16 protein-coding genes are annotated in these 23,726 nt (G+C 60.0%); 6 read left to right on the top strand and 10 right to left on the bottom strand.

Annotated elements, in window-relative coordinates; genetic code table 11:
* Window positions 1-84 precede the first annotated feature (84 nt).
* The 5 genes from Lysil_RS07225 to mfd all read left to right on the top strand — a co-directional run bounded on the left by Lysil_RS07225 (window position 85) and on the right by mfd (window position 6,910).
* Window positions 85-945, top strand: coding sequence for a 23S rRNA (adenine(2030)-N(6))-methyltransferase RlmJ (locus Lysil_RS07225; RefSeq protein WP_103074809.1), 861 nt, complete (start codon window positions 85-87; stop codon window positions 943-945).
* Between the two features lie 56 nt (window positions 946-1,001).
* A complete protein-coding gene (locus Lysil_RS07220) occupies window positions 1,002-1,892 on the top strand; it encodes a DUF808 domain-containing protein (RefSeq protein ID WP_103074808.1) in 891 nt (296 codons plus the stop codon).
* 73 nt (window positions 1,893-1,965) lie between these two features.
* Complete coding sequence (locus Lysil_RS07215; RefSeq protein ID WP_103074807.1) at window positions 1,966-2,541, top strand: GNAT family N-acetyltransferase; 576 nt, start codon at window positions 1,966-1,968, stop codon at window positions 2,539-2,541.
* Window positions 2,542-2,545: 4 nt separating this feature from the next.
* Window positions 2,546-2,971: a TfoX/Sxy family protein gene (locus tag Lysil_RS07210; RefSeq protein WP_103074806.1), complete on the top strand. Its 426-nt coding sequence runs from the start codon at window positions 2,546-2,548 to the stop codon at window positions 2,969-2,971.
* A 447-nt stretch (window positions 2,972-3,418) separates the two neighbouring features.
* Window positions 3,419-6,910 carry a transcription-repair coupling factor gene (gene mfd / locus Lysil_RS07205; protein WP_165782411.1) on the top strand — a complete coding sequence of 1,164 codons (3,492 nt, stop codon included), beginning with the start codon at window positions 3,419-3,421 and terminating at the stop codon, window positions 6,908-6,910.
* A 459-nt stretch (window positions 6,911-7,369) separates the two neighbouring features.
* Here mfd and Lysil_RS07200 read toward each other — a convergent pair whose 3' ends face one another.
* The 9 genes from Lysil_RS07200 to Lysil_RS07160 form a co-directional block, all read right to left on the bottom strand.
* Window positions 7,370-10,063 (bottom strand): ATP-dependent DNA helicase, encoded by a 2,694-nt coding sequence (locus Lysil_RS07200; protein ID WP_103074804.1) that lies wholly within the window; start codon window positions 10,061-10,063, stop codon window positions 7,370-7,372.
* Between the two features lie 111 nt (window positions 10,064-10,174).
* Entirely contained in the window at window positions 10,175-10,975 is an 801-nt protein-coding gene (locus tag Lysil_RS13220; RefSeq protein WP_129588394.1) for a hypothetical protein, read from the bottom strand.
* A gap of 3 nt (window positions 10,976-10,978) precedes the next feature.
* On the bottom strand, window positions 10,979-12,172 hold the full coding sequence (locus tag Lysil_RS07190) for a nucleotidyltransferase domain-containing protein (protein ID WP_205756880.1): 1,194 nt from the start codon (window positions 12,170-12,172) through the stop codon (window positions 10,979-10,981).
* Entirely contained in the window at window positions 12,169-13,374 is a 1,206-nt protein-coding gene (locus Lysil_RS07185) for an HNH endonuclease (RefSeq protein ID WP_129588393.1), read from the bottom strand. Before Lysil_RS07185 ends, Lysil_RS07190 begins: the two co-directional genes overlap by 4 nt.
* A gap of 171 nt (window positions 13,375-13,545) precedes the next feature.
* Window positions 13,546-14,520: a hypothetical protein gene (locus Lysil_RS07180; RefSeq protein WP_103074801.1), complete on the bottom strand. Its 975-nt coding sequence runs from the start codon at window positions 14,518-14,520 to the stop codon at window positions 13,546-13,548.
* Window positions 14,521-14,523: 3 nt separating this feature from the next.
* Complete coding sequence (locus Lysil_RS07175; RefSeq protein ID WP_103074800.1) at window positions 14,524-16,317, bottom strand: DUF3696 domain-containing protein; 1,794 nt, start codon at window positions 16,315-16,317, stop codon at window positions 14,524-14,526.
* The gene (locus Lysil_RS07170) at window positions 16,317-17,534 is read right to left on the bottom strand and encodes a restriction endonuclease subunit S (protein WP_103074799.1); all 1,218 of its coding nucleotides are present in this window, start codon (window positions 17,532-17,534) and stop codon (window positions 16,317-16,319) included. The genes Lysil_RS07175 and Lysil_RS07170 overlap by 1 nt, the downstream gene beginning before the upstream one ends.
* A complete protein-coding gene (locus tag Lysil_RS07165) occupies window positions 17,531-19,174 on the bottom strand; it encodes a type I restriction-modification system subunit M (protein ID WP_103074798.1) in 1,644 nt (547 codons plus the stop codon). The genes Lysil_RS07170 and Lysil_RS07165 overlap by 4 nt, the downstream gene beginning before the upstream one ends.
* A gap of 32 nt (window positions 19,175-19,206) precedes the next feature.
* Window positions 19,207-21,459: a type I restriction endonuclease subunit R gene (locus Lysil_RS07160; protein WP_103074797.1), complete on the bottom strand. Its 2,253-nt coding sequence runs from the start codon at window positions 21,457-21,459 to the stop codon at window positions 19,207-19,209.
* Window positions 21,460-21,642: 183 nt separating this feature from the next.
* Between Lysil_RS07160 and Lysil_RS07155 the strand changes: the two genes are divergently transcribed.
* Window positions 21,643-23,274: a hypothetical protein gene (locus Lysil_RS07155; RefSeq protein ID WP_103074796.1), complete on the top strand. Its 1,632-nt coding sequence runs from the start codon at window positions 21,643-21,645 to the stop codon at window positions 23,272-23,274.
* Window positions 23,275-23,363: 89 nt separating this feature from the next.
* Here the strand turns inward: Lysil_RS07155 and Lysil_RS07150 are convergent, their stop codons facing one another.
* Window positions 23,364-23,645, bottom strand: a complete 282-nt coding sequence (locus tag Lysil_RS07150; protein ID WP_103074795.1) for a helix-turn-helix domain-containing protein — start codon at window positions 23,643-23,645, stop codon at window positions 23,364-23,366.
* Between the last annotated feature and the right edge of the window lie 81 nt (window positions 23,646-23,726).

The following is a 23,726-nucleotide window of genomic DNA, read 5'->3' as shown; positions in this document are numbered from 1 at the left end:
TGTGTGGCGAATGCGAAGTCGCCACCACGATCTGCCGCATACTCTCCTGCCCACGCCTGTCGTGCATCCTTGCCAGAGCTGCGCTTGAACTACCGCCACGCCTTCCATGCCGGCAACCACGCCGATGTGCTCAAGCACGTCACCCTGCTGGCGTTGTGCGATGCGCTGACCGCGAAGCCGACGCCCTGCTTCGCCCTGGACACCCACGCCGGCGTCGGGCTGTATCGATTGCAGGGAGACAAGGCGCGCAAGACCGCCGAATCGGACGATGGCATCGCGCGCCTGCGACGCGGCGACGACCCGCTGCTCAAGCGCTACCTCGCCGCGGTGGCCGCCTGTCGCACCGAACATGGTGCCGACGCCTATCCCGGATCGCCGTGGCTGCTCGCGCATGCCTTGCGCGAACAGGACCGCATCGCCTGCTGCGAACTGCATCCCGAGGATGCCGCCGCGCTCGCCGCGAATCTCGCCGACGATCCACGCGTCGCCGTGCACGCCCGCGACGGCTACGCGGCGATCAAGGCGCTGCTGCCGCCACGCCTCGGCGAACAACGTTTCGCCCGCGGACTGGTGCTGATCGATCCACCCTTTGAAGCGCAACTCGACGAGTTCGATCACGCGCTGGCGGCGTTGCGCACGGCACTGGAACGCTGGCCACAAGGCATGTTCGCGCTGTGGTATCCGATCAAGCAGGCGCGTGCGCTGCATCCGTTCTACCGTTCCGCCGCACTGCTGCAGGCGAAATCGGCGTTGCGAATCGAACTGTGCGTGCGCGCCGATGATTCGCCGTTGCGGTTGAACGGCAGCGGCATGTTGATCCTCAACGCACCGTGGCAGTTCGACGCCCGCATCGCGCCGACATTGCGCGTCCTGGAATCGCAGCTCGCCGATCCGTCCGGCGCGCGCGGCTGGACCCGCCTCGACTGGCTGCGCGCGCCAGCCTGAAGCGGCCACCAGCGGCGCCGTGAGAAACTGCGGCGCCGACCGTTTGATCGCCACCGATGCCTTCCAGCTTCTTCGCCCTGTTCGACGACATCGCCAGCCTGCTCGACGATGTCGCCGCGATGACCAAGACCGCCAGCGCCAAGACCGCCGGCGTGCTCGGCGACGATCTGGCATTGAACGCACAACAGGTCGCCGGTGTCCGCGCCGAACGCGAATTGCCGGTGGTATGGGCGGTCGCCAAGGGATCACTGGTCAACAAGGCGATCCTTGTGCCGGCGGCATTGGCGATCAGCGCCTTGCTGCCGTGGGCGATTACTCCATTGCTGATGCTCGGTGGCCTCTACCTGTGCTTCGAAGGTGCGGAGAAAGTCCTGCATCCGCTGTTGCACCATCGCGAAGCGGAACAGCACGAAGCCGAGGTCGAGGAAGCCACGGAGGATCCCGCGCTCGACCTGGTCGCCTTCGAGCGCGAGAAGATCAAGGGCGCGATCCGCACCGACTTCGTCCTCTCCGCGGAAATCATCGTGATCGCGCTCGGAACCGTGGCGCAGGCGACGTTCCCGCAACGCGTCATGGTGCTGACGATCATCGCGCTGGTGATGACCATCGGCGTCTATGGCGTCGTCGCCGCCATCGTCAAACTCGACGACCTCGGCCTGCACCTGACGCGCAAACGCGCGACCGCCGCGATCGGGCGTGGCCTGCTATGGCTCGCCCCGCTGCTGATGCGGGTGCTGTCGGTGGTCGGTACGCTGGCGATGTTCATGGTCGGTGGCGGCATCCTCGCCCATGGCCTGCCCATGCTGCACCACACCATCGGGGATCTGGCGCAAGGCCCGCTCGGCGGAGTGATCACGCCCCTGGCCAATGCCGTGGCCGGCCTGATCGCCGGCGCGATGGTTGTCGCCATCGTCCAGGGCATCGCTGCGCTGCGACGTCGGCGCTGATTGGTTAAGATAGATGAACGCAATATGACCCCGGACAACATGCCATTCATGCAATGCGTGGCAGGATGAACCCATGGCTATCCGCAACCAACTGCCCCCGTGGCATGAACGCATGCGTCTCGCCAACGGACGCGAGATCCTGATCCGACCGATCCGCCCCGAGGACGCCGCGCCGCTGCGTGCCTCCTTCCCGCTGCTGGGGCCGGAAGAAGTGCGACTGCGCTATCACCATGCGATGTCGGAGTTGTCCGAGGCCGAGACCGCGTCCTTCACCCAACCCGATCCGCGCACCGATTTCGTGCTGGTCGCGGCCGAGCCCTACACCCCCGGCGAGGCGCTGGTTGGCGCCGTTGCCCGCGCGCATACGGTGCCGGGAACCAAGGACGCCGAATTCGCGATCCTGGTCAGCCGCTACGTGCATGGCATGGGTCTGGGTCGCCACCTGCTGCAGCGCCTGGCGCGCTGGGCCAAGGGTCGTGGGCTGGAACGCCTGACCGGCGACGTGCTGCAGGAAAACGAACCGATGCTGCACTTGGCCGATTCGCTGGGATTCCAGATCGATCGCGATAACAGCAAGGAAACGCTGGTGCGCGTGGTGTTGGATCTGTCCGAGACCGAAGGCGATTCGACCGAGGTCGAGGCCGCTTGAAACAATGGCGACTGACCGGATCTTCGTCGATTACGTGATGGAGCAAGCCGGGCTGGGCAGTCGCCTGACCATGCGGCGGATGTTCGGGGAATACGCGTTTTATGTGGATGAGAAAGTCGTCGCGTTCGGTTGCGACAACAGTCTGTTCCTGAAGCCGACCGCCGCCGCGAAAAAGTTGGTGCCGCACGCGCCGATGCGGCCGCCGTATCCGGAGGCGAAGGATTATCCGGTGATCGACGAGTTGCTGGACGATGGCGATGCCCTGCGCATCGTGTTGCTGGCGACGGCGGACGAGTTGCCGGCGCCGAAGCCGAAGAAGGTGGCGGTTGCGAAGAAAGTCGCACCTGCGAAGAAAGCGGCAGCTGCGAAGAAGGCCATCGCGAAGAAAGTAGCACCTGCAAAGAAGGCTACCGCGAAGAAGAAGCGTTAGCACGCGCGGAGTTTCTCGCACGCGCTGGCTGGCGTGGCCGGCAGACCCAATGCGCGGGACGCCGTGAATCCGTCCATGGAGGCTCGACTCGGCATCCTGCCTCGTATGCCCGCGCATCGGGCAGACCGCCCACTGGCCGCGCGCGTGTTGTGGCGGCTCGCGAGAGCAACAGCTCGCACGTTGTGACTTCACCGAAGTGACGAAACACTCCCCGCCCGGCAGCGCCTGCGCGGTGGGTCCCTATGGCCGACCATTCTGCGCCACGGATGGCGCGGCTGAGCCTCCATGGATGGATTCACGGCGTGTCGGCAATAGGGACACCCAAGCGGGCCCACGCCGGGCGCGAGAAAGCTGATCCCTCACTGCGTTCGTAACGACATGCAGTGCCCGGGGTGACAACATGCCGCCAGCGCGCGCCATTGCGACCAAGCTAAAATACGCAGCTTGATGAGCAAGTCCTCCCCTCCCCCCATTCCCTTGCCACGCACCGGCCAATCGCGTGCCTGGTGGCGCGCACCCGGCACCGGCTCCGGACTGGCGTGGGCGATCGCGCGCGCCGCGCGCGAGCACGACGGCCCGATCCTGGCGATCGCCGCCGACACCCAACACGCGCATCAACTCGAAAGCGACCTGCGCACCCTGCTCGCCGGCGATGCCTCGACGCCGCTGCAGCCATTCCCCGATTGGGAAACCCTGCCCTACGACCAGTTCAGTCCGCATCCCGACATCGTCTCGCAGCGACTGGCGACCTTGCACGCACTACCGAGGCTGAAACGCGGCATCGTCGTGGTGCCGGTGCAGACCTTGATGCAACGACTGGCACCGCATCGCCACCTCGAAGGCGGACGCTTCGATTATGCGACCGGTCAACGCCTCGACCTTGATGGCGAAAAACGTCGACTCGAATCCGCCGGCTACCGCAACGTGCCGCAGGTGCTCGATCCGGGCGACTTCGCCGTGCGTGGTGGCCTGCTCGACGTTTACCCGATGGGCACGGACACGCCCTATCGCATCGAATTGCTCGACGACGAAATCGAATCGATCCGCGGCTTCGATCCGGAATCACAACGCTCGCTCGATCGCGTCGATGCCGTGCAACTGCTGCCGGGCCGCGAACTGCCCAGCGACGACGCCGCATTCGAACGCGCGATGGCCGCATTGCGCGAGCGCTTCGACATCGACACTCGCCGCAGTGCGCTCTATCAGGACCTCAAGGCCGGATTGATGCCAGCCGGCGCCGAAGCGTGGCTGCCCCTGTTCTTCGAACCCGAACGCGACGGCCAACGCACCTCGACGCTGTTCGACTGGTTGCCGGCGAACACCTTGCCGCTGCTGGGCGAAAACGTGTTCGAAGCTGCGGAAAAATCGTGGACGCAGATCGGCGATCGCTACGAACAGCGACGCCATGACATCGAACGTCCGCTGCTGCCGCCCGGCGAGTTGTATCTCACGCCGATCGCGTTGCGCGAACATCTCAACGACGGCCAACGCATCGAAGTCTGCGACGAAGGCCACGCCCGCCGCGGCGAAGCTCTCGCACTCGGCGTGCAACCGGTGCCCGCGGTGGCGATCGCTGGCCATCAGGATCGTCCGGCCGCGGCGTTGCACGATTTCCTCGCCAGCTATCCCGGCCGCGTATTGATCGCCGCGGAATCGGCCGGTCGTCGCGAAGCCCTGCTCGACGTGTTGCGTGCCGCGGAATTGCAGCCGCAGGTGGTGGCATCGATCGCGGAGATGGCGGCTGAGGCGAAACCGCCGCGCTTCGCGATCACCGTTGCACCACTGGAGGATGGTTTCGCGCTGGATGCGCCTCTGCTCGCCGTCCTCACCGAACGCCAGCTGTTCCCGGAACGTGCGACGCAAACGCGTCGCCGCAAGCGTGCCGGACGCGAACCCGAAGCGATCATCCGCGATCTCGGCGAACTCAGCGAAGGCGCGCCGATCGTCCATGAGGACCATGGCGTCGGTCGTTATCGCGGCCTGATCACGCTGGAAGCCGGCGGCGAACGCGGCGAATACCTCGACATCGAATACGCCAAGGGCGATCGCCTGTACGTGCCGGTGGCGCAACTGCACCTGGTCAGCCGCTACTCGGGCGCGTCGCCGGAAACCGCGCCGCTGCATTCACTGGGCGGCGAGCAGTGGAGCAAGGCGAAGAAGAAGGCCGCCGAGAAAGTCCGCGATGTCGCCGCCGAATTGCTCGACATCCAGGCACGTCGACAGGCCCGCGCCGGCATGCGGCTCGATGTCGATCGCTCGATGTACGAACCGTTCGCCGCGAGTTTTCCCTTCGAGGAAACGCCCGACCAGCACGCCGCGATCGAAGCGGTGATCGGCGATGTCGGATCCTCGTTGCCTATGGATCGCGTGGTCTGCGGCGATGTCGGGTTCGGCAAGACCGAAGTCGCGGTGCGCGCCGCCTTTGTCGCCGCCGCTGCGGGAAAACAGGTCGCGGTTCTGGTGCCAACGACCTTGCTGGCAGAACAGCACTACCGCAATTTCCGCGACCGCTTCGCCGACTGGCCGCTGCGCGTCGAAGTGCTGTCGCGCTTCAAATCGGCCAAGGAATCGAAGGCGGCGTTGGAGAAACTCGCACGCGGCGAAATCGACGTGATGGTCGGCACCCACAAGCTGCTGTCGGCCGATGTGCATTTCAAGGACCTCGGCCTCGTCATCGTCGACGAGGAACAACGCTTCGGCGTACGCCAGAAAGAAGCGCTGAAGTCGTTGCGCGCGAACGTGCATCTGCTCACGCTCACCGCCACCCCGATCCCGCGCACGCTCAACATGGCGATGGCCGGACTGCGCGACCTCAGCATCATCGCGACCCCACCGGCCAATCGTCTTGCGGTACAGACCTTCGTCACGCCATGGGACAGCGCATTGATGCGCGAGGCTTTCCAGCGCGAACTGTCACGCGGTGGCCAGTTGTACTTCCTGCACAACGACCTCGAAAGCATCGTGCGCATGCAGCGCGAGCTGGAGGAACTGGTACCGGAAGCACGCATCGGCATCGCCCACGGCCAGATGCCGGAACGCGAGCTGGAACAGGTGATGCTCGACTTCCACCGCCAGCGCTTCAACGTGCTGCTGTGTTCGACCATCATCGAATCCGGCATCGATATTCCCAACGCCAACACCATCATCATCAATCGCGCCGACAAGTTTGGCCTCGCACAATTGCACCAGTTGCGCGGACGCGTCGGCCGCTCGCACCATCGCGCCTACGCCTATCTGGTGATCCCGGATCGCAAATCGATCACCGCCGACGCCAAGAAACGTCTGGAAGCGATCACTTCGATGGACGAATTGGGCGCGGGCTTCACCCTCTCCACCCACGATCTGGAAATCCGCGGCGCTGGCGAATTGCTGGGCGACGAACAGAGCGGGCAAATGGCGGAAGTCGGTTTCAGCCTCTACACCGAGCTGCTGGAACGCGCGGTGCGCAGCATCAAGCAAGGCCATTTGCCGGATGCGGACGCGCGCGAACATCGTGGCGCCGAAGTGGAACTGCATGTCCCCGCGCTGATTCCGGATGACTACCTGCCCGACGTCCACACGCGCCTGACGCTGTACAAGCGCATCAGCAGCGCCGGTGACATCGATGCGCTGCGGGAATTGCAGGTGGAGATGATCGACCGCTTCGGCCTGCTGCCCGACCAGGTGAAGCACCTGTTCGCCATCGCCGAACTGCGACTGGAAGCGACACGGTTGGGCATCCGCAAGCTCGACATCGGCGAATCTTCCGGGCGCGTGCAGTTTGAAGCGAAGCCGAACGTCGATCCGATGGCGATCATCCGCATGATCCAGAGCCAGCCCAAGCGCTACCAGCTGGATGGACCGGATCGACTGAGGATCACCGAACTCTCCGCACCCGATTTCGAAACGCGACAAAAACTCGCACGTGGACTGTTCGCGTTGCTGGCGATTTCATCCTGAGTCAGTACTCGCGATCGAGCGGACTAAGGATGCCGCCAGCGCCGCGACCGAGCACGTGCGTGTAACACCGGCAGGTGATGTGCCTATGGACAAGGCAAGAAAGCCCTTTTTTGAGCGGTCTCAGCCGTGAACAGACGATGTCCATGGCTAGACCGCATTTAGGGGCTCGATTCGTCGTTTCTATGTCCATAGCCGATGTTTGTGCCCAGCTCCCCGCTGACCCAAGCTCAAGCTGCCGAGTGATGCAGAGAGGCGTCATTCGGTGGCTCCACATGGCTCGTTCTGCAGCCGGCGGCAGCCCAGATGCGCACACCGATGAATCTGACCACCCAAACCGATCGGTTCTGATTAGTACACCGACATGGTAGGCGTAGGCACAAGGGCCGAAGTCGGCTAGTAGCGGACATCGGGCCCTAATGCCAAGAAGGTCGGATTTGGACGCACTTTGCTGCCAAGAGGCTAGCGCACGGGTTCAAGTCCACGACGCACCGCAAGTAGCTGGACATCTTTCGGATTGACTGTGCGGCGCAGGTTTGCCAGCACCTTCCGCTGGGTCTCTGGCGTCCAGAAGATCCGAAGATGCTCTCGCGCTCGGGTGACCGCAGTGTAGAAAATGCTGTGTGTCAAATCTTCTTCGTTCGCGTTGGTCACAACGACCTTGACCGAATCGTATTCCAGGCCTTGTGCCTTGTGGATCGAGACCGCGTAGGCGACTTGGAATGGAACTAAGGTGTGCAGCGCGTCATCGTCTTCGTCGCTGGCATCATGATCGAAAACGGTAAACCGCACGATCGATCCTTCCACCCACTCCAAGTCAGCACTCATAACGTCGAATTCGCTGAGCGGGCGATCTACCTCGACATCGAAGCTCAATGAGTCAAGCCCCTGAGTCATCGCCACGATTCGGCCCTTAAGGTTGTTGTAGAGCACCGGGTGGAATCGTTCGGACTCGTTGAAAAGAATCGGGTCGCCCACTTTATAGGTTGCCTCTCGCCAGATGATTGGGGGCCTGGGGTTGCTGCTCTGAAGAAAGCGATTAACGTTGTTGATTCCATAGAGGCCATCGTAGTTCAGACACAGAATTATCTCGTCGTCTCCGATGCGCTCGAAGAGGGTTCGGTCCAAAACTCCGGAATAGCCATTCTTAGCGATCACCTCATCGAGGTCGTCCTCGATATGCCGAACCTTGTTCCAGAATCGCAGCAGCGCCGGATTCTTTGTCCGATAGGGCGTCGTCAACTCGAAGATCGCGCTGGGGGCAAGAAACGAGCGGATGATCGAGAACCAGTTCCCGAACTGGATCGACTCGATCTGAAAGACGTCCCCCACCAGCACTAGTAGTTTGAACGAGCCTTTCCGGAGCACCTTGAGCAAGTCCGCATTGCTGACCGTGCTGCACTCGTCAATGACAAGCAGATCGTAGTCGGGCTCGACGCTAGTCCGATGGATGTGACTTCTGATGGTCCGAAACGTCACGTTCTGGGCAACGACCTTGCGTTTCAGGTTATCGACGGCCGGATTAGTGTGCGCGAGGAAAAGCTTGGACTTGTCGTTGAAGTAGTTAGCAATGTGATTGACCATGGTCGACTTGCCTGTCCCTGCAGCGCCATAGATCAAAGCAACTCTGGAGTCGCTGAACAAACGCTCAAGCGCATCTTTTTTTGCCGGGTCGTCGATTTCGCGCGATGCTTGTTGCAACCAGCGCTGCACCGCTTGCGTGTAGCCAGCGATTCCCTCGGCCGCTATCGTTTGCAGAGTCGAGACAATCTCGGCCGTCTCATCCTCATAGCCAGCTATGAAGACGTGGCGCTTGTCCTGCATCAGTTTTCGATGCGCGTGCTTGTGGTAAATCTTCCCATTGAATGTCGCTATCAACGCGCTAGGATCACCGAAGGATTTGAAGTCCTCTTCCGGCGTATAAAGCATGCCGTGTTGTTCGACGTTGGTATGGAGCCGCCGTGCGAGCAACTCGTGCCGCCGGTCACCAGCATCCAGGGCTTCGACAAGATCCGACAGGCGCGGATTGTGTCCCCTCGGCGAGGTGCAAAACGGCATTGTCTCAAACGGGGTGCAACCCATCTGCAGATAAAGATTCGACAGCCATGGGCATGGTTCAGAAGCATACTGCAACTTAATAGTTTGGTTATGCATCCGGAGCATCAAGTATCGGATGAGGTTGTAGCCCCGAGCTCGAGCCCGGATGAGCCGACGTGCTTCATCCAAGATCGAGAAGATGACGGGCTTGTCTCCCACCTTGGGAACGAAACGAATCGATCGATATTCCGCGTCATCCATGTCCATCAGATCCAGCAGGCTTCCAGAGGTGGCTGTAAGCCCGTGCATCAGGTAGTGGAACTCCGGTGAGGTGCTCTGAACATTCGCCTTGATGCCAAGAAGTCGTGCGAAGTTGGTCAGCTCGCATGGGCGGATCGACACATCCCATGCGCGGATGATCGTGATGGGCATCGCCTGATCGAGCACCCGGATAGATTCGCGCTGCAAGACTAGGTAGGCGGAGTACTTGTCGGTGATGTCAATGTCGGTGAAAGCGATGGCGCGATCGAACTTGCTCACCCGGTTCACGGCGCGATGGAAGGTCACTTCGTAGTAGATATGTCCTTCGACGAAGAACGGCCGGATCTTATGGATGTAGTAGCGCGCGCCGACCTCCCGATCTAGTTTCGTATTGCGCACGGCCTCGATGCGCTCGGATATTTTTAAGTGATACTCGCGCAGGGACGGATCCAAATCGACCGGAAACGATTCCAAATTGGCCAAAACGCTCTTGCCGCAAGTAGTCCAGACCAGACTGCGCAGGCGATGCAGGTATTCGTAGTATTTGAGCATCAGCCGCTCGGAAGCATCGCCGTCCAGGGTGTAATGCGAGGCAGTGGCTTGCAGCAACTTGTGAAAGCGGCCGAGAAAGTTGAGTTTTCCTTGACTCCGAATGTAGGCCAAAGCGGGCTCGACGGCCTCATAGCGAAACTCTGCGCCATCAGCGCCAAGGTGCAGGCGAACGATGACTCCCTCGACCAGATTGCGAAGCTGCGCGAGCACGTTCTGCGACAACAGTGGGCGCTGCTCGCCTAAGGCCGCGATGTTCTGGCAGATGGCCTCGTTTGCGCTCTGGATTTGCTCTGCAACCGAAGCCATGGCATTGCCTCATAGATGGAACAACAAGGTCTGCGATCAAGGTACCACTGGCGAGTCAGCGACCTGACCATCAATTTTCGGTCACCTGAACAGTCGACCCGGTGCACGCAGTCAGACTCCCGGGAGCAATGAACTGGTGGGATGAAAATCCGCTTCCAGGTGGCGGCTTGCCGCACGGATCCGATCTAGCGCTTGAGGGGAAAGATCCGGAATATCGGCTTGCGGGTCGATTTGGTCATCCGAGGTATTGCAGAATTTCCGCCTCTCGAAGTCTTCGGCAATACGCCGAAAATATGGGCGCGTAGCGAAGGGGCGCAAACTGGCCAAGTGTTGTCGATACGAACACTTGCCGAGGCGAAGTCCACAGCCACAGGGACAAGGCAGCTTGTTCGCCACACGGGGGCGGACACACAGAGCGGCCAATGCCAACCTGGTGCTCGCGGCAGTGCTCACGCGCAGCAACCGCTGGTAATCATCCAGAAGGCCAGGGCTGTAGTGCGGCAGTTCATTGAACGGCCATCCAATGCCTCCCTTTCTGCGCCACGATGCAGCGTAGAGGAACGGAACAACACATTGATCGACGAAATGGGTCAGGCTAGGCAGCCGGCCCAGCTTCAGGCGAACAGCCAGAGGTGATCCCAAACAAAAATCACCATCCGGGTTTACGTGCTCATCTACATCTCTCGATATCCGCCCATCAAGCTCGAACACCTCCGGCACTTCGTCATCGCGATCAACCCGGATATCGATTCGAACCCGATAAGCGTCGTCAATCTTGGGCAGGCCTTTCGGCTCGAGCTCGAACGCCAGAATTCCATGGACCGAGACGAGGCCGGCCTCTTTAGCAGGTGATCGCCGCAGCCTCGACCATGATCCAAGCAACTCATCGATGGATTCTTCGGTGAATCGCATCCGTCACCAATGGGCCCAAGGCCTGGTCGGTTCGCCTTGGAGCTGCACGCTGCGCACGATCGCCGGGGTGCCGACGATGACCCCTAAACGCCGACGAACCGCTTCCTGCAAGGTCAGCTTGAGCGCATCTTCGGCGGATTCGACGACTTGGCGCGGATCCGTGCCATCGAGGATTTTTCCGAAGTCCCGCATGGCCTCACCGATCCAGCGGTGGAAATTCGCCTTGAGCTGCAGGTGGGTGCAATCGGGGCGTGTCCACCGGTCAGCGAAGTTTTCCGCTGGATTGACCGGATTGGGAATGAAGTCCGTGTTCGACCGGCGGACTACATCCATCGCCTGCAACACACGACGCATCGTCTGGGAAAGCGATTCACCTGCAATGTATGCGCCACCCGCGACAGTGGTCAGGATGATCGATACCGGCTTGCGATCGGAGTCATCCTGGAACATGACATCCCTGTGCCGCTTTAGCAGCTGCACAACCTGCTGCAGCGGGGTCTTGCTGCGGTACACCGGCGCCGGATCAACCTGCGCTTCGGCCAGATACCGTTTGACGCCGCCATGCATGCGGGAAAGGAACCACAGTTGGTAGCCGCCCGGGTTGCTGGACGGCCAGTCGTCCGAGATCTGGGCATAGTGGCTGTGCTGCATGTCCGTGATCCATAGGGCACGCCGAGCGACTTCCTGTGCCAACTGGGCATCGATGCCTGCCACTTGCATGGCTTCGCTCAGAACGCGGCGACGGGCATCGTCGGCCCGGATGCCTGGCACGACATCCATGTGGAACGGCAACTCGTCCTTGTAACCCAGGCGCCAGCAGCGGTTCTTTTCCGTCAGCGGCTTCTGAATACCACGAGCCGTGCGGTAGTCGGCCAGTTCGTCACCGACCAGCCTCTTCAGTTGCTTCTGCGTATGCGTCTGCCGACTGATCCCTGATCGTAGCTTGCACGAGAAGTCGAGGTCGAACTCTTCCCCCTCGATCACCGGCCGAATCGGCGTCCCGAAAGCGAAGGAGCCCTGAACGAAGACGTGCGTGTCGTAAGCCGTCAGCCTCGATTGCGGCCTTGCGAGCCACTCGCCCAGATCCTCGTATCGGCGGAGAGCCAGTTCATAAGCCCGTTCCGGCAGATCGACTTCCTGCCAGAGGGCGTAGAGACGTTGGTCAGCATCAGCTGTCATCGATATGTCCTTGTTCAAGCGGCTTGGTTGATGGTCGGTGCTCGGCGCGGCCCGAGTTCCATCGCCACCGCGAATGCATTGGATTCGCCTTCGCGGTCGTAGATCACGTACCGGTGGGCGTGCTGGGTAGACAGGAGCGCTCCGAACTCGATCGCAAGTGCGGCGGGGATTGCGGTAAACACATGAATTGGCTGGTCGGACTCCGCTTCCAATTGGCTAAGCCTGACCTGCAATTCCTTTCGGAAGGCATGAATCGCGGCACGACTCTGGAGCAGGTCATAACGGGGCTGTAGGGTCGTGAAAGATGCGATCCGACTGCTGGGAAGCGCAGCCAGGACGTCTCGTTGCGGAACCTCAGCCGACAGTGACAGCACGAGGGCGATTGGGCCTTCTCTATCGCCAGGCGGCACGTAAAGAAATTCCGGCGGCGGCGCGAGCGGGTCAGGCCATCGCAGGATGTATTGGCGGTCGCGGGAGTACAGGAACCGGTTGCTGCGGTCGCCCAACTGCCGTCCAACACGGATCAGGCTGGGAATGTCCGCTACGCCAGCGACGCACAGGTTGAGAGGATCGCCAGCCTTGCTGGTCCGTTTGGTGAGTCGATCCTCCAACTGCTCATCGATGGAGCGTTCGACGCTCTGCCAGTACAGTTCGTCCCGGCCATTCCGACCTGGCTCCGGAAGCACGTGGACGACCGGATCGACTTCGGCCCACAGCCCCTCGGCGAGCATTGCCTCCTGCAGGTCCCGCGGGCGAATGACGTTCTCCGTCGCCCAGTGCTGCCCTAGGATGATCAACCCCTGGGCCCGTTGGGTTTCCCCTCTTTGGGCCGCATGTCGAATCTGGGCAATGTGGGAAAGATGATGCTGCCGGAGATCTGAGATTGGGTAGGCATCAGGCGAGCGGTCGGTGCGCCTGTGATCGCCAGGGCACAGCAGTAGCAAATTTTCCGGATCGCTACTGAGGTGTTCGGCCTCCTCCGAAGTGTAGTCTTCGAATGCCCGTGGCCCATCCGGGCTGGCCGGAGCGATATGAGCGACATCGCCCAGCTTCACGTCGCGGCCGCTGCGCAAGTCCACCGTCAAATCAGCGCCACATTGCTCACAATGGCCGGCGGCGCGGATCCATACCAGCAGTTTTACGCGCTCGGGCACATCGTGCCGCTTGTTCCTGGCTCGCGACGCAGCTCGCTTGGTTTGGGCTGGGGATTTTGGCGGCATGGATATTTCCCGTACTCCTGTACTCGACCAAAGCCTCTTTCACTGGCATAAGGCACATAGTCACGATTACCAGATGCCCTTCTCAGGAATTGAGACGGGACGGCTTCGTCGTAGGGAAATATTGCTCGCCCCCGGCCACATGACGGGAGGAGTTGAGGCGGAGTACCGAGGTCACGGTCCCCAGACGGGGATTGCGCGAACGTCTCCAGTCATGGAGTCAATGATATCGGCATAGGACTTTGCCGCATCCCAGGTTTTCAGCGACGCCGCGCAGTCGCGCGTCACGATGTCGGCCTCAAACGGTTCAAGACCATGTCCTAAGTCCCACACGTAGTGGTCCCCAAACATCACGAAGCGATCCCGGTTGATGCGCTGCCCCCCGGCCAGGTAGACCGTCAGAGAGGCGATCCTCGGCAGGGCATTGTTGTCACGCAGGTGACGAAGTTCAGCAATGATTTCGCCAGAAGGAATGGGGCGGTTCTCCCGGAACGGCTGTAACGCATACACACTGACATGCTTGGTCTTCTGCGACGATGTCGAAAGATAGGTCAGGAAGCGCGTCAGTTCCTCTTTCTGTTCGATTACATGACGTGTTACGGCGTAAGGATCGACGATTGAAACCCGCTTCAACCTGTCTGAAGTGGCGGCAGCGAGCGGCGCAAACCTTTGTTCCCAAACTTCTCTCGCAGCGTCACCTTGTCGGATATGCAGTGCCGCAGCTTGTTCTCCTGCCGTAAATCCGTTGCAAGCTCCGGTACCCGCGAGAGTGAGCAATTCCAGTTTCAAGGCCTGCGCCTCGGCTTCTAGAGCTTCCACTTTGGCGTTACGGGCAAAACAAATCTTCGCCACCTTAGACAGCCCGTCCAAGGTTGTTTCATCCAAGTCGCCTGTCCAATGCTGTCCGCCAGCAACGACTGGAATACGCTGCACGAAGTCATTCCAGCGTCCGCGCAAGACACTACCTTCGCCGATACCATCAAGAGCGTGCCGCAACCTGGAATTGCTAAGGTGCTCGCCGTCGAACACAAACAGACCGATGCGCTTCCACGCCCTCAGCAAGGCGTCATGGTGTCCACGAAGTTCACGCGGCGTCCAGTGAACTTCACCGGCAATGGCGTCCGCCTCAATCGCGAAAGGCACCAGCATCAGTTAGCGCCCCGCTTCACGTTCATCAAACGCTTCCTCGAAGAACCCACCGGGCCAGCGATCGATAAAGTCCCCATCCTCATCAACACGAACCTCGAGCACGGTGGAGCCACTCTCGGTCGGCTGAACATACAGAACGGAAAGATCATTGGGGGACAGCCGGCCTTCCCGGACACGCCGGAGAAGACGAAGAATCAGGTGCTCGCTATGTGTTTCAAGGATGAACGTGTTCTTACGCTCCCCCAACGTGGATTCGACGAAGACGTCCGCTAGCTCGGCTTGCAATGCGGGGTGCAAGTGGATTTCCGGCTGTTCCATGGCCAGCAGCTTGTTGCGCGACGCGTAGGCCATTACAAGCACCGGCAACACCTGCGAAATGCCGATGCCCACGTCCCGGTGCGTGACGATGGTGTTCTTCCGAACATCCATGAGCACGAGCTCATTAATCACTTCGATCCGATCTTCGCCGAGAGCGTTGTCAACCAACACGGACTCATACGTCGTGTAGTCATCCCGCACGATTTCCTCATACGAACGCGTATCTGATTCAGGATCGGATTCATCGGAGAACTCCCAAGAGTCTTGGGCTTCCACCTGGATGTCCTCGACTTGCTGGTAATTCACCAACTCCTTGATACGCAGTTCGTAGGGCGTCTTCAGCATGTCCTTGCCCAGCCATGCATTGACGGCCTTCCGCACCTTCTCGTCGTTGCGGACCACATCCCAGGCATAGCCACCGCCGGCGTACCAATTGCTGTCTTCCTGCTCGGCAAAAGCCAAGTGCCGCGCCGGAAATGAGCGTAAAGGGCCTAGGTATTGAAGCTGTTTCAACTCCCAGGCGAAGACATCCGAGAGGCCCTTGATCAGGTCATTCAGGGTACGCGGCAACCAGAAGCCCAAGGCCTCCGCGACGTCGTTTGCAGCTTTCGCTTCCGAATCCGGAATCACCACGCCAGATGGCAGAAAGTTGTCGACTCGCACTTCAAGCCGCGACAGCAATTCGCCTAGTGCCTCTTGGATTTCCTGATCTCTGGCTCCCAGTGCAAAAGTCTGGGTTTCGACGATAGTCTGGATCACTTGCCGTAGTACGGCATGGTCACTATCCAGGCGATCGATTCGCATGGTCTGGAATGCCCGCTCTTCCAGATCACCTTCCCTCCTCTTGATCTCCTCCTTGGCTATTGAAGCGAGCTCATTTGGGGAAATTCCCGCCGACGAGAGATTTCGGACGACCTGGTTTCCGTCTCTCTTGAGAGCCTGCGCAAACTCGGCTGCATATTTGTCAGAAGCATCCTCTCCAGGTCGTCGGCTCATACGGAGTAGTTCGACGCCGTCGGCGAGGATTTCCATTGTCCTGATATGCGGCGGAGCCCCCTTGACCGGGCGGTCCTCATCATCCAGCACTACGCCCAGAGTGATGTTCAGTGCAATTGTTTCGACAGTAGATAGCAGTTGCTTCAACTGCCGATACCGGGGCGCGTCACCCAACTCGGAGACTTTCAGTTCTGCGCCCCACTCCACTCCGTTACGCAACTGGCCGCGATGGACGAACTGACGATAGCCACCTAAGTCAATGGCACTGCCACCGATCTCGGTATGGTGCACGTCCAGCCGTGCCCGGCCCCGCTTCTCACGCCCGAATTGGGCTTCGTGAGCCAGGGCCAAGCTATGAATGAAGCTGGATTTGCCGGCGCTGTTGGGACCGAAAACCAAGGTGATAGGTTTCAGGGGGATGCGCTGGGTATCGGCAAACGCCTTGAAGTTGCCTACATGCAGGGCACTAAGTCTGCGACTCATCAGTTGATCCCCTGGGGCATGGGCAGATTCATGACCTTGGCCTGCTGCTGCATTTCGGCCAGAAGCTCTTTTGCATGCGCTTGCCGCCAGTTGGCTGTCAACGCACCACTAAAGGCTCTTTGAAGCAGCACGCCAAACTGACTTTCGAGCTTCGTGGCGGCCTTCTCCGCTTCAACTTGCATTGCCATGACTCCGCGCAGAATCTTCGAAAATCTCTCCACATCAGCCTGCGGAGGAATCGGCAAACGAAAGTTCCTAAGGAAGTCAGCTGGCACGCGCTGTTGGCCAGCAGAGCCTGTAAAAGCGCTCATCGCCTGATTGCGGAAACCATCCAGGCGAACCAGTGCATAGAGGTATTCCGCGGTCACGTCCTGCGTGGCGCGCAACACATGAAACTCAGTAGAACCGTACCCGATACCCCCGACTAGACCTTCGGCAATGGCCGATTTTCCGTTCTGCATGCACGGTGTGATCTTGGCGAATAGCACATCACCATCTTGAAATGGTGTGAAACCCTTCTTCACTTCGGCGTATGGGCGCGCCTGCTTGCCAGTGATGCGGCCAAGCATTTCATCCACGTCTGCCATCGGCACGAACGAAACCATATCCTCATCACGCAAGTCACGACGCGAACGAGGGTTAATTTCACAAACGGCAGCATCACCCATCGACTTCACAGGCCACCCCATCGGATTGCTCACTGGGTCGCCGAACATCTTAAGGAACAGCGCGGGCAGAATGCGGGCGGCTTTAGCGTCGGCTTGGCGGCGCAGCTGGCGCAGCTCGTCGGCTTGGTCGAGAAATTCGATGATGCGCTGTTGTTCACTCGGTGCGAAATACGGCACCGAAATCTCGCGCAGATACTTAAAATGTCTGCTGTATCCGCGACTTGGAATGTCGCAGGACTGGAAGTAGTAGTACAGGAACTTGGCGTTGAAACCTGGTTTCGGCGCAAGGACCTTCACACCGTCCGCGCCAAGAACAAATGGCGTATCAATGTACTTGAAAGCTCGCGTATGGTCACCGAACAGAATTACGGGAAGGCTGCCTTGATAGACGGCTTCCGCGTCGTCCGTATATCCGGCGATGTCTTCCTGCCCTTGGTCGATAACCGGCAGCAACCCAGCGGGTAAGTACTCCTTCCGCTGAATCTTTGCATTGCCGCCGGTAGCGTCAACGACAACATCGGAAAACGGAATCAGTAATCCAAACGTCATTCCACCAACCCCTCGAGCAACCTTTCGAGGCGGGAAACCACATCGCGGTAATCGCTCAGTACTTCACCGACCAACTCGCGCGGATCCTCGCCCGACGTTTTCTCCGCACGACGAGGCTTCCATTGTCCCGCACCTAGATTGAAATCGTCCTCGGCCAATTTCTCTTTCGCCGCAAACCAGCTCACCAGTTCGTCTGCATCATGCGGCAACAGCGTCCTCGCCTCGATGCCAGGCGGTTTCGCGAAGCCGCTGGCCTTGTACGCCTTCCACTGTGCCAGCAAATCTGGGATATCGTTCTTTTCCGGCGTTTCCACGCGGCCACCACCGGATACCTTGTCGGGGTCATAGCCGTCGTTGCGGATTTCGTAGAACCACACCTTATCCGTGCGCCGAGCCTCGTCGCTCAGCGGCTTGCGGAACACCAGCACCGCTGTCTTCACGCCCGCATAGGGCCTGAATACACCAGCGGGCAAACTGACCACCGCCAGCAAGTCGAAATCGTTCACCAGCTTTTTGCGCAACTCCACGTGTGCACTCGTGCTACCGAACAGCAACCCCTCCGGCACGACAACCGCACAACGACCACCAGGCGCCAAGTGCTGCATCATCATGGAAAGAAAAAGCAGCTCACTCTTCTTGCTATTGGTCGGCAAGTCCGCGCGGATGGAATCCTTCGGCAACTGACCCGCGAACGGCGGATTGGCAAGGATGACCTTGTATCTGCGACGCAGGTCGTCCTCGCTCAAGCCACCCATGTCGCTGAGCGAATTGGCACGCTTGAGCCGCGCATGGCGAATGCCGTGCAGCACCAAGTTCATCATGGCGATGCGCACCATCTGCCGCGACACGTCGGTGCCATAGACGCTGGCTTCCAGCACGTCCCAATCGGGAATCTTCTCGCCCGCACCCTTACGATAGGTCTGCAGACGCGGCATTTCGGCCTTCAGTTGGGCCAACGTTTTGCCCTTCTTCTCCAGCCAGTCCTCACCATAAATCGGGTACTCACTGACGTGGTCGGAATACTTGGCCAGCAGATGGTCGACGGCGTCGATCAAGAATCCGGCCGTACCACAAGCCGGGTCGAACAAGGTATCTCCAATATCTGGATCGACCATCTCCACCATGAACGCCCGGATCTGCCTGGGTGTTCGGAATTGCCCGTTGAGCGAACTGGAGCCCAAGTGGGTAAGGAGATACTCGAAGATGTCGCCCTTTACATCTGGTCCAAACTCCCTGAATTTGAAGCCATCCAGCTCATCCACGACTTGCTTGAGCACGTTCGGATCTACCACTTCCAGCACGGCATCGCGAAAATATTCAGCGACCTCCGGCTCGTCCTTTGCCAAGGACGCCATGTACGGGAAAACTTCATCGCGAATGAAGTCGCGAAGTTCAGTGCCACTCTTGAAGCGCCACTTGCTCCACCTATATCGCTCCGACTGGGCAGGAAACAGCAGCTTGGCATTCCCGCCTTCGGCGCCCATGCGAATGCGTTGCTCGCGCTGGGTCTCTTCCTCATCCAGCAACTTGAGGAAGATCAAATAGGAAAGCTGCTCGATGTATGTGACCGGGTTGGTCACACCTCCTGCCCAGAGAACATTAGTGATGTGATCGAGCTTGCGGCGCATTTTTTCGTTCATTAATTGGTCGTATCGCTAATTAAAGATGGTTTTTAGGCCGCCAGGACGGTTTGATTCATTTCGTCAAGCATGGAGTTGAGCCCCTTCTCGCCAAATAATTCGATGCCAATTCCAGCAGCATTAAGTAGCGACAATGGCGGCGAAAAGAGATCGTCTATCGTGACTTTCCCACGCACTACCCCGCGGTTCTTCAGCAAGGACATGTACTGGGCTTGTTCCGGAGAGAAATTCTTACTGACCAGCCAAGCACGAAAATTTTCCTCGACGATTTCGGGTCGGCTTTTGGTCTTGATTAGACCCAGAGCCTCACGAATGAAATCTACGAGGTTGCCACCGGGCTTACGGTAAGCGCGGCGCAGGTTGTCTTCGTTGAAGTATTTCTGCGGCTGGTTCAAGCGATGTGCCAGCTCGGTTTCTTCCTGATCGCTCAGGGCTTCGCCAGACTTGATCTTGGCAATCACAGGGTCAGTGTCGGCGCCCTGCTGCACGGTCTTTTCCCAGTCGGTGACATATTCGCGCTTGTCTATGCGCTCACCATCTGGACCAACCTCGATATAGCTGACCGCGTGCAGCCATTCGTCATCCAAGCCCAGTTCGACCAGCTCGCGCCCACTCGGCCCGGGCGGACGCGGACGGCTGCCACCACCGCCGCTACCTGCGCCGGTGAACGCGTCGGCATCCGAGTCGTTGAAATACTGATGGTTACCGAAGAAGTCGTAGATTACGAACTTCCGCTTGTCGATGTGCGGTGCAGTCCGGGTGCCACGGCCCCGCATCTGCTGGTACAGGATTGGGCTTCGCACGCGGCGGCACATGACCAAGTGCAACAGTTCCCGGCAGTCGAAGCCGGTGTCCAGCATGCCCACGCTCACCGCCACCATCGGCAGCTTGTCCTGCTTGAACCGGCGGATGGCATCGTCAGCATCCGCGATGTCCGAGGTGATGACTTCGGCGTACTTGCCCTTGAATTCCGGGTGCAGGTCGTTGAGGTATAGGGCCAAGCGCGCCGCGTGGTGCTTGGTGATGGCAAACACCACCGACTTGCCAGGGCCATCCTTCTGGCCGGGAGCCAGTTCCTTGTAGTTCTCCCAAGCGAGCTTGTCGAACTCCTGCATCATCAGCTTGTTGCTGGCTTCGTTCGTCCATTCACGCTCGAACTGGGCCGGGTCGTATTCGACACCCTCGACTTCCGTGCCCTCGGACATCAGCGTGGTGATACCGGTGGCGAACTTGTACGGCACCAGATATTCGTTCTTGAACGCTTCCTGGATGGTGTAGGAGTAGTCCGGCGTGTTGTCCTTGCAGTTGTAGAACTGGAAAGTGTTGCGCTCGATATACATGGCCGGGGTAGCAGTCAGGCCGATGTGCACCGCATCGAAATGCGCCAGCGCGGTCTGCCACGCGCCGTAGATGGAGCGATGGCATTCGTCCATCACCACCACGTCAAAATAGCCGCTGGAGAAATCCTCATGGCGGCCCATCATGGTTTGCAGCAGGCACACCGTGATCTGCTTTTCCTGCCGTACCACGCCGGGCTTTAGCCAGTAGCTGGAATATTGCGGCAGCAAATCCTGAATGGCCTCGATGGCCTGTTTGGCCAGTTGCTCGCGATCCACTAGGAACAGGATGCGTTCGGCATGGCCGGCCTGGATCAGGCGCTTGAGATAGAGCGCGATCAGATCAGTCTTGCCACAGCCAGTGGGCAGTTCGATCAAGAAGCGGCGCTTGCCCAGCTCGACGGCATGGTCGAGAGCCTTCATCGCCTCCTGCTGGTAGGGACGCAGGGCGCGGGTCTCACCGGTGCGGACATAGGTGTCTGGAATAGCAACTTCGGCCAGCGGCTTGCGCTCGGTGCGCAGGTGGACGAGGCGCTCCAGGTCGCGGCGCGAATAGAACGAGGCGACCGGGCGGGCGTCATCGTTCTGGTAGTCCCAGAAATAGGTCAGCTCGCCATTGGTGAGGAAAATGAAGGGGGCGCCGATCTTCTTGGCGTAGGGCAACGCCTGCTGCTTGGCGGTGTATGGGTTGATGGCCTGCTTCTTGGCTTCAACCACCGCCAGAGGGCGACCGCGCTGGTCGAGCAGGACATAGTCGGCGAAGCCCAGCGAGCCGGCATCAACCGTGCGCATTCCGCCGCCAACCGCAGCAACTTCGGCGACATGAAAGGTCTCGCTCAGCGGCACCTCAGTGCGTACCTGCGACTTGTCGGCCGGGTTCCAGTCAGCGACCCGGAGCAGGTCGTCGATCAGGATGCGGGCGTCGGCTTCAGAGGAAGGAGCTGTCACGGGAACCTTGAATGGCTGGATGGCGGATCGGACCTCGGGTTTGGCGCCGTGGTGCCTAACCCCGATACTTTAACGGGCCGTCCCCGCCAAGTCGCCCATGTTGTCGCGAGCCGCTTCCAACTGGGAGGAGCCGAGGCGGAGGCAGGCGTTGGTACCGGGGGCAAGTGCGGTCACAATAGGTTGATGCGCCCTTCCATCGAACTGCTGGCTGCGGTTTCCCGAATCCTCCCCCGGATCGCCGAGGAGAGCAGTGACCGGGAGGAGATCCCCGAGGCCGATCTCATCAAGCGCCTGATTGCCGCCACGGGCGTCGGAGCGGAGGAGGCTGGTTCGGCACTCGGCTTCGTCCAACGCCTGCTACAAGCCCTGTCTGTGCTCGATGAGGCGCGTTTGGGCGCCGGGGTATGGGCCTTCGTCTCCTTCCCAGCCTCTCTCTTAGCCCGCAGCGTGCTGGGGGGGCTTGGTGAAGCAGAGTTCCGGCTGCTGGAACCGGGCTTCTGGAATGCCAGTGAGTACCTGGTCGACCGACAGCGGGCGCTCATCAAGCGCTCAGAGGAGCTCCGCGCGGCGTTATCGGCCGGGTTAGTGCCTATCCGCCGGGTCTGGGTTTCCTGGGCGTGGATCGCACTGGACGGGAAATTCCTGATGGTTCGTCGGGAGGATCCAGCACCCCATCGGGATGGCAGTCGGGGCCAGTTCGTGTTCCCCGGCGGCCGTGTTTCGAACGAGGACCTGCCGGAATTGGTGTATCTGACCGCCTCCCAGTGTCTGGACTTTTTCGATCCCAACATTGAAATCGACCCCAGTCATATCCGTTACGCCTTCTCCCAGGCCGTAAGTCGGGAACTGCGGGAAGAACTCGAGATTCCTGGCAATGCTTTCGAGGCACTGATCCCCGTGGATGAGCCCATCCACTACACGGCCTTGGAAGGTGCCAAGAGCGCCTACTCCGCTACCGAATATCACATCCAGCCTTTCAAGGTTGCCCTGAAGGATGCTGGCAAGACGGAACTCCTGCGCTGCTTGGCTGCGCACCCAGAGCGTTTTGCCTGGTTCACGGCCGAAGAGTTGGCTGCTGGCGCCAATGCGGCAGGAGCCAAGGCCTTCGTCGATGCCATTCGACAGGGCGGTCCGGCACTTGACCCGGATGCCTTCACGATTCCCATTGGCAATGCGACACCGGTGAAAGATCCTGTCGATATTCCTGGCAGGTCTTCTGAACCTTTCGCAGTCGGCATCACAAGCCGGGAGCGGCAAGTTCATGCCGATCTGGACGCCGGCGAGATTGAACTGCTGAACTGGCTTGCGGCCGTGCGTCGTGGGGATGACATCGAAGAGTTGGCCGTTGGTGTGTCGATAGCCAGCGGCACTGGCTGGGTTCTCATCGACAACGATCACGCTCTAACAGGGCTGAGGACGCTTGCCTCCAAGTTGGATGCGGCAGGGCTGCCTCTACTGGATTTCCACGACCGAGCCGTTCGCTTGAATGCAGTGACCCCGTACTTCTCACCCTCGTCGCTTTTGATGGAAATTCAGGATGAACGACGCGGGAAGTCGTACCGACTTAACCTGTCGCGTCGTCGACTGCAGTCGCTCCTTGGAGTCGCCATAGCCAAGGAAGCCTCGATATCCCTGCCTGAAATCCTAGGCAATGCGGTTTATTCGCTGGATCAAGGCGATCTTCAACCCGCCTTGGACAACATCGAAACCGTCAAACGGATGCAGCGAGAGATTAGGGGATTTCTGGACACAATTGGGACGCGACTACTGGTTCGCCAAGTTGATGGTGTCCCTGAGCTTGCAGTTGGCCGTTAAGTCCCTCGGGTTCGCACAGCCGGCGATTCAATTCCTATTGCCTGGCACGTTGAGGCAATGGGGCCGCACCCATTACGACGCTGGTCGGATCAGCCCTTCTGCTGGGTCAGGCGCGACTTGGTCGACGCGCCCGCCTTAGCGGCCGCCAGTTGGATGGCCGCCTCAGGAGACAGGCCAAGGACGCTCGTGAGGTGCAGGAACTCCATGATGTCCAACCGGCGGGCACCGGCCTCCACGGCGGATAGCCGTTGCTGCGGCCAACCCAGCATCGCCGCGAGGGCGGATTGGGAAATGCCTTCTGCTTCCCGAATTTCCCGCAGTTGGGCAACCAGTCGCCGGTAAGCCGTGGAATAGATGGTCTTGGTGGCCATGACCGCACCGAAATGGGCGATCAAGGAATCTATGGCACGACTACCGATTACATGAAATTTGTGTGGAATCGGTTAAGATGG

Origin of the sequence: Solilutibacter silvestris (assembly GCF_002895945.1) — a bacterium.
Classification (GTDB): domain Bacteria; phylum Pseudomonadota; class Gammaproteobacteria; order Xanthomonadales; family Xanthomonadaceae; genus Solilutibacter; species Solilutibacter silvestris.
The sequence above is the reverse complement of the archived record's forward strand: the minus strand, read 5'-3'. Positions and strand labels throughout refer to the sequence as shown.

Coding starts and splice junctions, on each gene's coding strand:
- Lysil_RS07150 (WP_103074795.1), bottom strand. CDS start 23,645: ATGGCCACCAAGACCATCTATTCCACGGCTTACCGGCGACTGGTTGCC.
- mfd (WP_165782411.1), top strand. CDS start 3,419: ATGAGCAAGTCCTCCCCTCCCCCCATTCCCTTGCCACGCACCGGCCAA.
- Lysil_RS07155 (WP_103074796.1), top strand. CDS start 21,643: ATGCGCCCTTCCATCGAACTGCTGGCTGCGGTTTCCCGAATCCTCCCC.
- Lysil_RS13220 (WP_129588394.1), bottom strand. CDS start 10,975: ATGCGATTCACCGAAGAATCCATCGATGAGTTGCTTGGATCATGGTCG.
- Lysil_RS07165 (WP_103074798.1), bottom strand. CDS start 19,174: ATGAACGAAAAAATGCGCCGCAAGCTCGATCACATCACTAATGTTCTC.
- Lysil_RS07215 (WP_103074807.1), top strand. CDS start 1,966: ATGGCTATCCGCAACCAACTGCCCCCGTGGCATGAACGCATGCGTCTC.
- Lysil_RS07220 (WP_103074808.1), top strand. CDS start 1,002: ATGCCTTCCAGCTTCTTCGCCCTGTTCGACGACATCGCCAGCCTGCTC.
- Lysil_RS07200 (WP_103074804.1), bottom strand. CDS start 10,063: ATGGCTTCGGTTGCAGAGCAAATCCAGAGCGCAAACGAGGCCATCTGC.
- Lysil_RS07185 (WP_129588393.1), bottom strand. CDS start 13,374: ATGCCGCCAAAATCCCCAGCCCAAACCAAGCGAGCTGCGTCGCGAGCC.
- Lysil_RS07210 (WP_103074806.1), top strand. CDS start 2,546: ATGGCGACTGACCGGATCTTCGTCGATTACGTGATGGAGCAAGCCGGG.
- Lysil_RS07170 (WP_103074799.1), bottom strand. CDS start 17,534: ATGACGTTTGGATTACTGATTCCGTTTTCCGATGTTGTCGTTGACGCT.
- Lysil_RS07180 (WP_103074801.1), bottom strand. CDS start 14,520: ATGCTGGTGCCTTTCGCGATTGAGGCGGACGCCATTGCCGGTGAAGTT.
- Lysil_RS07175 (WP_103074800.1), bottom strand. CDS start 16,317: ATGAGTCGCAGACTTAGTGCCCTGCATGTAGGCAACTTCAAGGCGTTT.